Origin of the sequence: Clostridium sp. OS1-26, from assembly GCF_030915445.1 — a bacterium.
Taxonomy (GTDB): domain Bacteria; phylum Bacillota; class Clostridia; order Clostridiales; family Clostridiaceae; genus Clostridium_AM.
This window is the reverse complement of record NZ_CP133264.1, coordinates 3,137,217-3,150,222: the sequence shown is the minus strand read 5'-3', so window position 1 is coordinate 3,150,222 and position 13,006 is coordinate 3,137,217. Positions and strand designations below refer to the sequence as shown.

General features: G+C 31.8%; 13 protein-coding genes and 1 pseudogene. 8 read left to right on the top strand and 6 right to left on the bottom strand.

Annotated elements, in window-relative coordinates:
• Nucleotides 1–114 precede the first annotated feature (114 nt).
• Nucleotides 115–774, top strand: coding sequence for a FusB/FusC family EF-G-binding protein (locus tag RCG18_RS15355; RefSeq protein ID WP_308036920.1), 660 nt, complete (start codon nt 115–117; stop codon nt 772–774).
• A 148-nt stretch (nt 775–922) separates the two neighbouring features.
• Here the strand turns inward: RCG18_RS15355 and RCG18_RS15350 are convergent, their stop codons facing one another.
• The 3 genes and pseudogenes from RCG18_RS15350 to msrA all read right to left on the bottom strand — a co-directional run bounded on the left by RCG18_RS15350 (nt 923) and on the right by msrA (nt 2,660).
• Nucleotides 923–1,552: a class I SAM-dependent methyltransferase gene (locus RCG18_RS15350; protein ID WP_308036919.1), complete on the bottom strand. Its 630-nt coding sequence runs from the start codon at nt 1,550–1,552 to the stop codon at nt 923–925.
• Between the two features lie 165 nt (nt 1,553–1,717).
• Nucleotides 1,718–2,118, bottom strand: a pseudogene (locus RCG18_RS15345) (Rrf2 family transcriptional regulator).
• Nucleotides 2,119–2,183: 65 nt separating this feature from the next.
• A complete protein-coding gene (gene msrA / locus RCG18_RS15340; protein ID WP_308036918.1) occupies nt 2,184–2,660 on the bottom strand; it encodes a peptide-methionine (S)-S-oxide reductase MsrA in 477 nt (158 codons plus the stop codon).
• Nucleotides 2,661–2,958: 298 nt separating this feature from the next.
• On the opposite strand from msrA, the gene RCG18_RS15335 reads away from it, so the two are divergent.
• Nucleotides 2,959–3,735 (top strand): DNA/RNA nuclease SfsA, encoded by a 777-nt coding sequence (locus RCG18_RS15335; protein WP_308036917.1) that lies wholly within the window; start codon nt 2,959–2,961, stop codon nt 3,733–3,735.
• A 49-nt stretch (nt 3,736–3,784) separates the two neighbouring features.
• On the opposite strand, the gene RCG18_RS15330 is transcribed toward RCG18_RS15335, so the two are convergent.
• Nucleotides 3,785–4,726, bottom strand: a complete 942-nt coding sequence (locus tag RCG18_RS15330) for a YafY family protein (protein WP_308036916.1) — start codon at nt 4,724–4,726, stop codon at nt 3,785–3,787.
• Between the two features lie 136 nt (nt 4,727–4,862).
• Here RCG18_RS15330 and RCG18_RS15325 point away from each other — a divergent pair, with 136 nt between their 5' ends.
• Both RCG18_RS15325 and RCG18_RS15320 read left to right on the top strand, forming a co-directional pair.
• Complete coding sequence (locus tag RCG18_RS15325; protein WP_308036915.1) at nt 4,863–5,285, top strand: pyridoxamine 5'-phosphate oxidase family protein; 423 nt, start codon at nt 4,863–4,865, stop codon at nt 5,283–5,285.
• A 30-nt stretch (nt 5,286–5,315) separates the two neighbouring features.
• A complete protein-coding gene (locus RCG18_RS15320; RefSeq protein WP_308036914.1) occupies nt 5,316–5,447 on the top strand; it encodes a hypothetical protein in 132 nt (43 codons plus the stop codon).
• 88 nt (nt 5,448–5,535) lie between these two features.
• On the opposite strand, the gene RCG18_RS15315 is transcribed toward RCG18_RS15320, so the two are convergent.
• On the bottom strand, nt 5,536–6,309 hold the full coding sequence (locus RCG18_RS15315; RefSeq protein WP_308036913.1) for a PhzF family phenazine biosynthesis protein: 774 nt from the start codon (nt 6,307–6,309) through the stop codon (nt 5,536–5,538).
• A 349-nt stretch (nt 6,310–6,658) separates the two neighbouring features.
• Here RCG18_RS15315 and RCG18_RS15310 point away from each other — a divergent pair, with 349 nt between their 5' ends.
• Nucleotides 6,659–7,684 carry a branched-chain amino acid aminotransferase gene (locus RCG18_RS15310; RefSeq protein ID WP_308036912.1) on the top strand — a complete coding sequence of 342 codons (1,026 nt, stop codon included), beginning with the start codon at nt 6,659–6,661 and terminating at the stop codon, nt 7,682–7,684.
• 170 nt (nt 7,685–7,854) lie between these two features.
• On the opposite strand, the gene RCG18_RS15305 is transcribed toward RCG18_RS15310, so the two are convergent.
• Complete coding sequence (locus tag RCG18_RS15305; protein WP_308036911.1) at nt 7,855–8,835, bottom strand: NADPH:quinone reductase; 981 nt, start codon at nt 8,833–8,835, stop codon at nt 7,855–7,857.
• Nucleotides 8,836–9,092: 257 nt separating this feature from the next.
• Between RCG18_RS15305 and RCG18_RS15300 the strand changes: the two genes are divergently transcribed.
• The 3 genes from RCG18_RS15300 (at nt 9,093) to RCG18_RS15290 (ending at nt 12,997) form a co-directional block, all read left to right on the top strand.
• A complete protein-coding gene (locus tag RCG18_RS15300; RefSeq protein WP_308036910.1) occupies nt 9,093–10,511 on the top strand; it encodes a PLP-dependent aminotransferase family protein in 1,419 nt (472 codons plus the stop codon).
• A 343-nt stretch (nt 10,512–10,854) separates the two neighbouring features.
• Entirely contained in the window at nt 10,855–11,550 is a 696-nt protein-coding gene (locus tag RCG18_RS15295) for a response regulator transcription factor (protein ID WP_308036909.1), read from the top strand.
• Nucleotides 11,540–12,997 carry a HAMP domain-containing sensor histidine kinase gene (locus RCG18_RS15290; protein WP_308036908.1) on the top strand — a complete coding sequence of 486 codons (1,458 nt, stop codon included), beginning with the start codon at nt 11,540–11,542 and terminating at the stop codon, nt 12,995–12,997. The genes RCG18_RS15295 and RCG18_RS15290 overlap by 11 nt, the downstream gene beginning before the upstream one ends.
• The last annotated feature ends 9 nt before the right edge of the window (nt 12,998–13,006 follow it).

Genomic DNA, 13,006 nt, shown 5'->3' with positions numbered 1-13,006 from the left:
TCAATTGGAGTAATAATAATCATCTTTTTGTTATTGGGCTGATGGTAAAATGAAACTGGAAGTAATGTCATATTTATATGAATAATACATGTTAGAAAAGAGGTGCTTGATTTTATGAAAGCTTTTATAAAAAAGCATGAATATAATTATATAAGAAAGTGTTTAAATGATTTAAATAATGCTTTCAGAGGTTGTGTAGACCTTAATATTATTCAATCTGCTGAAGCATATATACAAGAGAAAATATTAAATGTTTTCACAAATTTATCCGAGGAAGAAAAAGAACTACTTGATATTAGTAAAATAACTGATTCATCTCACATTGATAAGTATTTGGCTGAGTTGAATGAATATGTATATGGAATGCCAAACATTACAAATGCACAAATTAGTAGATTGTTTAAAAAGGAAAAGAAACTTAAATTACCAAGTCTAAATGCACAGGGTTCAAAGAATGTATATTTAGGTTGGATTGATAAATCTACTGGAAAATTATTTGTAACTTACAATATGAATGATAAACTTATAGGTATGGCCTGTAGAATTACAAATCATGTTTCCAATAACGCTCGTAGGTGTGTGCTTTGCAATCATGTAGGCGGAGAAAATGAAGTAGCGTTTGTTTCACCTATCTGTAAAACAGCTAATACTGCTGAAGGTGCTTATAGGTCAATAGGCTTTGATATATGTTTAAATAGCGAAAATTGTAATAAACGAATTGTAGCAATCGAAAAGCTTGAGAAAATTTTAAAGGATGTTAACAATATAAAATGATAGTTACACGCATATCCAGCCCATCTCCACAAGTAAAAAATCAAGAAATAAATTATAATTAAGATTTTCAGCCTAAAACATCTTTTATTATGTTTTAGGCTGTTATCCGCTAACAATTAACTATTTTTAATTCTTTATACAATTATCTTTATAGTTCTTTTTTGCATTTTACAACTATAAATTTCAATGGTGGCTTATTTTCTCTATTCTTACTCGGCTCGTCAATTTCTGAAAATTCTATTAACCCATATTTTCCAAATTCTCGTTTTACTGAATCAGAATCATAAAAGAACAATTTTACTCCTTCCATTATCTCGAATCGATCTTTACTCAGCTGTTTGCCCTTTCCAAACATTGGAGCCTTTTTTGAAACAGTTGTAAAAATCATATATCCGTTTGGCTTTAGCTGACTATAGCAATCTTTAATTAATTTTTCCCTTTCAAGATCATTCAATAAATGAATAAGTGCATAGCAAAATATACCGTCATAAAGCTTGTTATCAAAAGGCATGTCAGTCACTGAACCATGATAGATATCAATATTAAGCCCGTTTTGTCTTGCCAAATCAATGGCTGTTTTTGATATCTCAATACCTGTTACATTAATTCCGTTGTCTAAAAAAATCTTTGCATTTCTGCCATACCCAATACCAGGAATTAATATGTCCTTAACCTTTTCCTCAAGAAAAAAGTCCTTTGCCAAAATTGCGGAGTCTGCAGGTTCTAATCCCCACATCATTTGTTTTTCTATAAAACTTGATTCCCAAAATTCTGCCATATATATCTCTCCTTTATGTTTTATTTTAATTATCCGACAACGGATAAAATTAATGCTATGTTTCCAAAAGCATTTTATTTTCTGCATACTTTGTATTTTCTAAACCATATATAAAAGACTTTAAAGACTCCTTATATCCGTTATTTTCTTAAAAATAAAGGTGGATTAAAAATCCACAGATATCTTTTTAGCCATTTCTAATATTTTTTGATTTTTTAACTCTTCTTCCATTTTCTTTTCAGCAGAAACTATTGCTTCTCTTATTAAACATTTTGAATCATGAGTTAAATAACATTCAAAAAGGAAGATTTACCTTCTATCGCATGAATGACATCCAATAACGAAACATCTTTCCAATTTCGATTAAACGAATATCCTCCATTAGCGCCAGAAGAAGAATCAATTATTCCATCCTTAACTAACTTAGTCAATATTTTAGATAAATACGTAGGCGATACTTTTTGTAATTCTGCTAACTTTTGAACACCAACAGGTTTACTTGGCGTTGATGCTGCAAGAAAGAGCACAGTATGAAGAGCATAGTTTGTAGCTTTTGAATACTTCATGCTAAATGCTTCACCTCCACTTAAAGACTTTATGGGTCTATAATATCACTATTCCTGTATCCATGTCAATATTCTAACTTTATATGACAGTATCCACCTGGATTTTTCTTAAGATATTTTTGATGATATTCCTCTGCCTCATAGAAACAAGAAAGAGGTTCTATTTCAGTTACTATTTCTTTAGAATACTTTTTCTGTTCCTCATCTTTGCTTTTTAAAATTATAAGTAAATCATTTTTATCAGTATAGAATATGCCTGTTCTATATTGATGACCTATATCATTACCTTGCCTGTTTATAACAGTAGGATCTATTATTTCCCAAAACTTAGCTAATAGCTGATCTAAACTTATTAAATCTTCATCATATGTTATATAACAAGCTTCTGCATGACCCGTGCTTTTACTGCACACTTCTTCATAACTGGGATTTTCTTTAGCTCCATTAGCATATCCAACTTTTGTTTCTATAACGCCTTTAATTCTTGATATGTATTCCTCTACACCCCAAAAGCATCCACCTGCTAAAACTATTTTTTTCATTATAAATCCCTCCTATATAACTATAATTTATTAATATATTATATCATTTTAAAAGCTTTATATAGTAAAAATATATTATTCCCCGTAGTGATTATATAGATTCTGGTTGAGAGATTTATTTTAATTATAATCCTCTTTAAATTAGATTTTAATTGTTGACATATAGCTGTCAACAATTATGTGTTATATTGATAATAGCTATAATCTTGGTTTTCGGATTAGAACCTGCATCGTCAAAATTTGATTCGCATGTTATAGAACAGATGAAGAAACTTATTGCTTAGGAGGATATATTATAATGAGCGAAAGCAACGCATTTATTTTTGAAACGCCTCTTATAGATGGAGTCATTTGCAAGAGAAGGAACAGATTTATCATGGAAGTTGAAATTAATGGTGTACTGTACGATTGTCATTGTCCTACTACAGGACGTATAGGTAACATTGTATTCTCAAATATTCCTTGCCTGCTTTCCAAAAGTAAAGGCACTACAAGAAAAACTCTTTATACGGTTGAGGCAATTTCTCTTGATTTGCCATCTGAAAATAATAAGTCTTGGATTGGAATTAATCAAAATGCAGCAAATAGATATGTTGAACATTTTTTGAGAACTGGACAGTTTTCTTCTATGGTAAAAAACGGTGATGCTGTCAAAAGGGAGCAGCATCTTGGCAATTCAAAGCTTGACTTCCTTGTTGGTAATACATTCATTGAGGTTAAGACACCTCTTCAGAATTTACAGGTTGAACTAAAAGATCATATTACCACAAAGAAAGTAAGTGAATTTAATTCCTTTGAACGATTTATTAAACATGTTAATGAACTGGCAGGAAGCTTAGAACAAAATGAGAGAGCTATATTGTTAAACTGTTTTATTTATGAAAACCCAGGATATAAGGTTCCTAACAGGAATAAACATAGCAACTATATTAAGGATGAAGTACAATCTTGTATAAAACGTGGAATTGAAATATGGCAGGTTAACTTTAAAATTACACCTACAGAAGTAAACTTAGTGAATTATTTTGAGACAACAAACGACTTTGTGAATGGTGGAGCTGCATTAAAAAGCTGAAGGATAAAACAAAATATACCCCCTGGATCAGAGAATTAAAAACTCTGCTTTAGGAGGTATTTTTTTGATAAATATTTAATAAGTTTTTTATTCTTCGAGTAATTTCTAATCGGACATTTTCTGGTTCTAGGCATTCACACTTATCGCCGAAATGAATTATCGTACTATACCAATAATCATCATCTGCAAATGGAAAGTAAGCTATAAATTTATTGTTTCCGCAGTTCTCAATATTATCTTCTCCGCAAAATTCTATCATGGTGTCTCGTAGTGATTCATCAACAAGAAGTTTAGCTTTAGTGATCTTTTCCCCTGTCCTAAAGGATAAGTCTTGTGATTCATAATCAAAATCTCTAGGAAGAAATGTCTCTTTAAGGAGTTTAATCAATGAAATACGGGATAGTCTAAAAATGCGAAAATCCTTTCTAGTAGTGCAATATCCCTGTACATACCAGTTTGAATTCTTCAACACTAATCTATAAGGCTCGATTTTTCTTTGGCTCTTTTCACCAGTTCGGTTAGAATATTTAAAGGATATAAATTTATTCTCATTAATAGCAGTTTTAATTTCTTCAACATTTAGCTTTAAGTTCTTACTTCCAAACCAAGGAGTATGGTCAATAGTAATTTGATTTGATTTTAATTCAATATCTTTGATTTGCTCTGCTGGAACTAGACCTTTCAATTTTGCCATAGCATTAAGGATTTCTTCACTGGACATGGTTGAATGAATACTTCCAAGTCCTATTAATAATGTTGAAATATCTGAAATAGTAAAAAGTTTTTTTTCTATTTTGTACTCTTCCATAATGCTAATGCCACCGTTAACTCCAGGATAAGCAACAATTGGAATACCTGCCAGGCTTATTGCTTCTACATCTCTATATATTGTTCGAGGTGTTACTTCAAACATTTCTGCAAGCTTAGTAGCACTTATTTTTTTATGTTGAAGCAGTAACATAATAATGGATATCAGTCTATCTATTTTCATTCTCAGCACCTAAATTTTTTATTTTTATTATACCATATAACCATGACATATAGTTGTCAAGGTTATATATGTATAATAAAAATGTATTAATCAATGGCTATAAAGAGCCAAATAAATTTACAAAAGGAGAATGAAAATGAATTTTTTAAAAGAATTTGAGAAGGTAATGGAAAACTCTGTGACATTTGTGCTAGCAACTTCAGTGGACAATGCTCCAAATGTAAGAATTGTAAATTTTTGTCATGATATTCAAAACAAATGTGTTGTTTATTTCTCAACTTTTAAGCAATCATCAAAAACAATGGAATTTTCACAAAACAATAAGATAGCATTTACAACAATTCCAAATGGACATGGTGGAGTTGTAAGAGTTACAAATGCTACAGTTCAAAAAAGTGCTTTAACAGTAGATGATATAAAGGATGGAATTATAAAAAAATTTCCGGGCTTCGCAGATATGGTTGCAAATGCAGGATCTATGTTGGAGGTTTATGAAATTCATTTTAATGAAGCTACTGTTACAGTAGATCACAATAATATCGGTAAGATAACTTTATAATGCAATATAGATGCTAGTTGGGCTGATCGAGTGCCAAATGATCAACTAAGGGAAGAAATGATAAAGAATCTAATGGAACTTAATCCTAAGTTTATTGCTACTGGTCATGGACCATGTATTAAACTACAACAAGACTATAATGAAAAAATTATAGAATATTGATGCTGATTGTATCTATGCATATCTAAAATTAGATATGCATAGATACAATAGTAATTGCCCAAAGTAATCCTAACCACCAAATTTTTTATTAAAAATTAATGTCTGCAGTGGAGTATAAAGCTGCATTACCACTGAGTTTTACTCTCTCCCCCTGATACTCACAATATAATGTGCCGCCTCTTGACGAAGCTTGATATGCAACCAAATCGTTCTTTCCTAACCTGTTAGCCCAGAATGGAATGATGTGGCAATGTCCTGAACCACATACAGGATCTTCTGGTATATTACATTTAGGTGCAAATGATCTGGATACACAGTCAAATTCTTTCCCCTGAGCTGTGACCTGTAAAAGCAGTCCATCTAGTGCATTTATCTTTTCTTGATTTGGATTTAAATTTCTAACTTCTTCTTCAGATCCAAGAATACAAAGTAAGTCCCTTCCCATATATGCTTCTAAGGGTCTGACTCCAATGGCTTCTACCATTGCCTCTGTTACGTCTACTTTTTTTAATTCGTAAGACGGAAAGTCCATTTCAAAAAGCTCACCTTTTTTTATAACTGTTAACAACCCACTGAGTGTCTGGAAACGAATTTCTGTTGCTTTAGGTTCAATAAACTTAGTAATAATGTATGCCGTTGCAAGAGTTGCATGTCCACATAAATTAATCTCACCACCAGGAGTAAACCACCTTAGTTTATAATCTAATCCTTCTTTTACGGCAAAAGCTGTCTCTGACAGATTGTTTTCCATTGTTATCTTTATCATGATCTCATCAGAAGGCCACTCATCCATGACACATACTGCTGCAGGGTTTCCTCCAAATACTTTGTCTGAAAAAGCATCTACTACATATTGTCTCATTTTAATTTCCTCCTTTATCTTCCTAGAATAAACAACTGCTTCAACCTCACACGGGATGCCAATGGAAAGTTCTTTTTACTGCAATACAAGTTCTGGCTAGGTTTTCAACAAAATACTTTGCATATACCACATTAAATTCCACAAAGCAAGATTTTACATACAATACATATGTTAAACAAATTATATCATCGTAATTATATGGTTTCAACATCATAATTGTATGTAATACAATTACACAATTGAAGCCATACATTTATGATGATATAATATAATTACTATATTGTGTTCCATACAATAAAAGGTAAACTTGTCATTATAATAAAACAAATTTTATTTGGAGGTGCTTTTAATGGCTAAAGAAGTAAATATCGATTGGAACAGCTTAGGATTTAATTATATCAAAACAGATTTCCGTTATATTTCAAAATGGAAAGATGGAAAATGGGACGACGGACAATTAGTTGAAGATAACATGCTTAGTATAAGTGAAGCTTCCACTGCTCTTCATTATGGTCAACAGTGTTTTGAAGGCCTAAAGGCTTATCGTACAAAAGATGGTAAAATTCAACTTTTTAGACCAGATAGCAATGGAAAACGTATGCAGGACAGCTGCAGACGTATCTTAATGCCAGAAGTTCCAGTAGAAAAGTTTGTAGATGCTTGTGTCAAAGTTGTTAAGGCAAATGAACATTATGTTCCACCTTATGGCACTGGAGCAACTCTTTATCTTAGACCTTTTGTAATCGGTGTTGGAGATAACGTTGGTGTTAAACCTGCTCCAGAATATATATTCTGCGTATTCTGTATACCTGTAGGTCCTTATTTTAAAGGCGGTATGAATCCTGTAAACTTCACTATAGCTGAATATGACAGAGCCGCTCCATATGGAACAGGTGCAGCAAAAGTTGGAGGTAACTATGCTGGAAGTCTTTATCCACATGAATTAGCAGTGAAAAAAGGATTTGCTGACTGTATATACCTTGATCCTGCTACTCATACTAAGATAGAAGAAGTTGGAGCAGCTAACTTCTTTGGAATAACAAAGGATAACAAATTTGTTACTCCAAAATCTCCATCAATTCTTCCAAGTATAACTAAGTACTCTTTATTATATATTGCAAAAGAATATTTAAATATGGAAGTTGAAGAAAGAGATGTTTTAGTTGATAACCTAGATGAGTTTAAGGAAGCTGGTGCCTGCGGAACTGCTGCAGTAATAACTCCAATTGGCGGAATAGAATATAAAGAAACTTTACATGTATTCCACAGTGAAACAGAAGTAGGCCCTGTAACTAAAAAACTTTATGATACCCTTTATGGAATCCAATTCGGAGATGTACAGGCTCCAGAAGGATGGGTAGTAGAAGTTAAATAACGGTTTATAAACAGAATTCTTGTTTTTATATTTAAGCCATTCTTTGCTGACATTTTTGCATTTTTTAGCGAAAGCATCAGTAAAGGATGGCTTGATTATTTTATAATCAAAGTATTTCCTGTATTTAAAAATAAGCAGACTACTTAAAGCCTGCTCTATTATTCTACTGTTTAATCAATAGAAAGTATCATCTTCCCATGTGCTTTTTTATTTATTATCTGTTCATGTGCTTTCGCAGCATCCTCTAAGGGTAACTCATGCCCGACTTCTGGTTGCAAAATACCAGATTCTAGGAAGGCCTTAATAGCATATAAACTCTCATTATACTCATCGGGCTGCGCATTCCAAAGAGCCATACCTAAAACATCACATTCTTTGATCATTGACAATCTCGGATTGATTTCGATACTCCCTCGGTTGCCAACCACAACGATACGACCATATGGTGCAATCATCTTTAGATCATTCTCTAAGTTCACATTTGCCAAAAACTCGATAATAACATCTGGCCCTTTATCTTTTGTTATGGAAGTTATTTTACTTATGGAATCTTCAGTTATGTGGTCGAGTACATGTGTTGCTCCTGAAGCTTTCACCAAAGACTTTCCCTCTTCTGTACTTGCTGTTCCAATTACCATTGCTCCGATTCCTTTAGCCATTTGTACTGCCAACAAACCAACACCACCGCTTGCACCGTGAATCAAAACAGTCTCGCCAGCTTTGATCTTTGCTCTCTGAAACAGTGCTCGATAAGCAGTTAATGCTGGAATTCCGAGGGATGCGCCTTCCTGATATGATATTGACTCAGGTAATCTATGGACAGCATTCGCATCACAAACTACCTTCTGTGCATATGTTCCAGTATTCCGCTTTGCAAGCAATGCAGCTACAAAAACGCGGTCTCCTATTTTGAGGTGCTCTACCCCATCGCCTATTGAATCTACAACTCCAGCTCCATCAAACCCAGGTATGTACGGCAACTTAGGAATATAAAAAGAATACGTGCCAGTACGAATATAGGTTTCATTAGGATTGACACCTGCAGCAAATAATCTTACACGAACTTCATTTACAGATGGGATAGGTTCATCGACTTCTACGCATTTCAAGACTTCAGGTTCACCAAACTTTGATATTTGAATAGTTTTCATCTATATTTCCTCCTACCTTAATAATTAATATTTTCTTTAAATATTTTCTCATTTTCATAAAATTTTTATTTAAAGGCAAGTTTAGTATATATTTGAGATTACATATTGTTTATCACATTTACATATAATATATATATTAAGCAAATTATATCATTGTAATTGTATGAACTCAATGCTATAATTGTATGTAATACAATTTTAGGAAACGCAAGAATTAATAATCTTTACAAACTCTAGAGAAACATTAGGAGGTCTATATGCCAGTAAATTCTTTTGATGGTTATCCAATGACATGGAAACCTGATAAAACCCAACTTACAACACCACTATATCTTTCAATTGCGAATTTATTAGAATATGATATTATAAATGGCTATCTTGCCCCAAACACAAAATTGCCACCTCAACGAGAGCTGGCGGATTATTTGGATATTAATCTTAGCACTATAACAAGGGCATTTAAAATATGTGAATTAAAAGGATTAATTTATGCTACAACAGGAAAAGGAACTTTTGTTTCACCAAATGCAGGTGCAGCAATCTCAATAACAGATAGCAGAACAGAGAATAGCTACATAGAAATGGGCCTTATAAAACCTTTTGACCAAACCAACTCTATTGTAGCAGAGACAGTAAAAAATATCTTATCAAAAGGATATTTAGAAAAGTTATTAGACTATGGTCACCCGTTAGGTACTCCATATCATAAGCTCTCTGCTAAAAAATGGTTGCAAAAATATAATATAGATGCAAATATTGAAAATATTGCGATTACGTCTGGTGCTCAAAACTCCCTTGCAGTCACCTTAATTTCTCTTTTTCGCTCAGGAGATAAAATTGCAGTTGATATGTACACCTATCCTAATTTTATTGGACTGGCAAATATGCTAAACATTCAATTAGTTCCAATAAAGGGAGACCTTTTAGGAATGAAACCGGAGGAATTGGATGCTCAATGCAAACTAAATAACATACAAGGTGTATATCTTATGCCTTCTTGTGATAACCCTACAGGGATTTTGATGAATATGGAGCGCAGACAGGAACTCGCAGAAGTTATAAAAAAGAATAATCTTATCTTAATAGAAGATGACATTTATTATTTTCTTGCCCCACAAAGTTATCTTCCTATTACTTCTTTTGTACCTGAACAGTCCATTTATATCAGCAGCATTTCAAAATCTTTATGTTCGGGAATACGGGTATCCTTTATAGTATATCCTGAAAAATATTCCGCAAATATAACCCGGGGAATATATAGCATAAATATAAAAACTTCTGCACTAAACGCAGAGGTTATCGCTGAAATGATCAATACTGGAATGGCAGACAAAATAGTTGAAGATAAAATATCAATTTCAAAAGAGCGGAATCAAATTTATAAAAAGTATTTTAAAGTAGAAAACCCAAATGAAAATCCTGTAAGCTTTTTTCATTGGCTTCCATTAAAGCAAAAGTTTAATGCAAATCAATTTGAGAAAAACGCTTTAGCACAGGGAATTCATATTTATCATTCCGATCGCTTTTTAGTTGGAAATTATGAGGGACAACAATTTTTACGTGTATCACTTTCCTCATCTGCTGATTCTAGTGAATTAGAAAAAGGATTATGCATATTAAAAAATATCTTATCTGAATCAAATGATGAAAAAAATATAAGTCCGCTAATAATATAAAAAACGGCTCAGGTTACTATTGTAGCAATAAATAGTCCTACATTCTTTTAAACAAGAGTGTAGGACTTGTTAGTTTTACAATATAAGAATATTGTGATGTAACAATAATAAAAATTATTGATTTTCTTTGGTTAAGTTTATTTCCTGAAGTCTTTTCTCTGCTGCTATAAATATAATAAATCACGCTTTGGAAATTCCAATGCTTACTAATAAAATTAAAATAGTTATAAATTTATATCTTAAGTTTATATCTCATAAGTGATAAAATTTTATTTAGTAACTAAGTTTAAATAAAATCAATTTGAATTAACTAATTTATATCATATAAGAAGTAGGTGAAAGCATGGATAAAAAAATATTAGTAGTTGATGATGAAAGAAGTATTGCTGATGTAATTGCATATGATTTTAGAAGAGAAGGTTATACTGTTGAGGTCGCTTATGATGGAGAAGAAGCATTAAAAAAAATTAATACTTTTCAGCCTAATGTGATAATTTTAGATGTAATGATGCCTAAAATGAATGGTTTTGAAGTATGTAAGCAGTTATATAACAAAGGAGAATTAGGAATAATCTTGCTTACAGCAAAGAATGATATTGTTGATAAGGTGCTAGGATTGCAGTTAGGAGCAGACGATTATATTACAAAGCCTTTTGATATACGTGAGTTAGGTGCAAGGGTAAACTCCCTCTTTAGAAGACTTCAGAAAAATTCAAGTGAACATCAAACACAAAAATTAGAAATTAAAGAACTAAAGATGATTTTGGAACATAGAAAAGTATTTCTTCATGATCAGCTTTTGGATTTAACCCCAAAAGAGTTTGATTTGTTAGCGCTTTTAATTTCACATACTGAAAGAGTATACAGCAGAGATGAATTATTAGATTTGGTATGGGGGATGGAGTATATTGGAGGTACACGTACGGTAGATATTCACATTCGAAGACTTAGACAAAAACTAGGAACACCTTATGAAACTATAATTCAAACAGTTCATGGAGTAGGATATAAAGCTATTGGTGATTTCTATGAGGGTTAGTATTAAATTAAAATCAAGTATGTTTTTAGCTATACTTCTACTATTAACAGTGAGCATCTTAAGTATATTGGTATTGCGAGGAATTAAAAATAATCAGCAAAAGCATTATGAAGATTTTCTAGATCAGCAGAGTAAAATTGCAAATTTATATTTAAGACAAAGTTATCTTACAGAGAATTCTCTAGAAGTGAAGGAGTTTTTACATAAGAATGGTCAGGAACTTTCGAGGCAGTTGTCAATTACAAGTGGTATGCATGTAATTTTATATGATACTGAGGGAAAAGAAATAGGTAATTCTGTACCACTAGCAAATATATCAGATGCAAAGGACACACTGAAATATGCATTAAAAGGTAAAACTGCTTATGAAATTGTAGAAAGTTCTCTTTGTTACTTGTCTCCTCTTTATATTGAAGATAAACAAATAGGAGTTGTACGGTTTAATTATTCTTTGAAAGATAGTATTGATTTTTATAACAATATCAAAAGACTTTTTTATAATATAGGAACTATTATATTCGTTTTGAGTTTTATTATAGGATACTTTTATTTTAACCGATTAGCAGATGGAATTTTAAAATTAAAAAAATCATCAGACAAAATTAGATTAGGACAATACAATTCAATTATTACCCTGAAAAGAAAAGATGAACTTGGTGAATTAAGTGAAGGTATTTATTATATGAGTAATCAAATTGAAAAAAACATTACCAATATGAAAATTGAACAGGAAAAGCTTAAATTAGCTGTGGAAAAATTAAAACTTCTTGAAAAACAGCAAAAGCATTTTATAGGTAACATAACTCATGAATTTAAAACGCCTCTTACAGTAATTAAAGCTTATGTAGATTTAATAGAAAAGTATTCAGATGATCCTGGGTTTATCAATGATGCAAAAGTGAATATAGGCAAAGAAACTCAGCGTTTATGTGATATGGTAGAAAAAACCTTACATCTAGCCTCTTTAGAGAAGTTTGATTTTGAATTTAACTCAGAAAGAATTGAGGTAAAGGATATATTAAAGGATATATGTGAGCGTATGAAAGGAAAAGCAGAAAAGTTTGGACTAGACTTATATACTGATTTACAGAGTGCTAACATTTTGGCTGATAGAGAAGGTTTCACCCAAGTGATTACTAATCTTCTTGATAATGCTATTAAATACAATGAGTCTAACGGAAAAATCTTTGTAAAAAGTTATATAGAAAATGACAAGGTGGGCATTGAAATAAAGGATACTGGAATTGGTATTCCAAAAGAAATGAGAGAAAAAGTATTTGAACCTTTTTATACTGTAAATAAAGATCGGTCCAGGCAATCTGGGGGCACAGGGCTGGGTTTATCTCTCGTAAAGGATTTAGTAGAAAAGCAGCATGGAACTATTAATATAATGGATAAAGAAGAAAAAGGAACTACTTTTTTAATTTTATTTCCTCTTAGTGTATGAAAAGTTTAC

Coding starts and splice junctions, on each gene's coding strand:
- RCG18_RS15355 (WP_308036920.1), top strand. CDS start 115: ATGAAAGCTTTTATAAAAAAGCATGAATATAATTATATAAGAAAGTGT.
- RCG18_RS15350 (WP_308036919.1), bottom strand. CDS start 1,552: ATGGCAGAATTTTGGGAATCAAGTTTTATAGAAAAACAAATGATGTGG.
- msrA (WP_308036918.1), bottom strand. CDS start 2,660: ATGAAAAAAATAGTTTTAGCAGGTGGATGCTTTTGGGGTGTAGAGGAA.
- RCG18_RS15335 (WP_308036917.1), top strand. CDS start 2,959: ATGAGCGAAAGCAACGCATTTATTTTTGAAACGCCTCTTATAGATGGA.
- RCG18_RS15330 (WP_308036916.1), bottom strand. CDS start 4,726: ATGAAAATAGATAGACTGATATCCATTATTATGTTACTGCTTCAACAT.
- RCG18_RS15325 (WP_308036915.1), top strand. CDS start 4,863: ATGAATTTTTTAAAAGAATTTGAGAAGGTAATGGAAAACTCTGTGACA.
- RCG18_RS15315 (WP_308036913.1), bottom strand. CDS start 6,309: ATGAGACAATATGTAGTAGATGCTTTTTCAGACAAAGTATTTGGAGGA.
- RCG18_RS15310 (WP_308036912.1), top strand. CDS start 6,659: ATGGCTAAAGAAGTAAATATCGATTGGAACAGCTTAGGATTTAATTAT.
- RCG18_RS15305 (WP_308036911.1), bottom strand. CDS start 8,835: ATGAAAACTATTCAAATATCAAAGTTTGGTGAACCTGAAGTCTTGAAA.
- RCG18_RS15300 (WP_308036910.1), top strand. CDS start 9,093: ATGCCAGTAAATTCTTTTGATGGTTATCCAATGACATGGAAACCTGAT.
- RCG18_RS15295 (WP_308036909.1), top strand. CDS start 10,855: ATGGATAAAAAAATATTAGTAGTTGATGATGAAAGAAGTATTGCTGAT.
- RCG18_RS15290 (WP_308036908.1), top strand. CDS start 11,540: ATGAGGGTTAGTATTAAATTAAAATCAAGTATGTTTTTAGCTATACTT.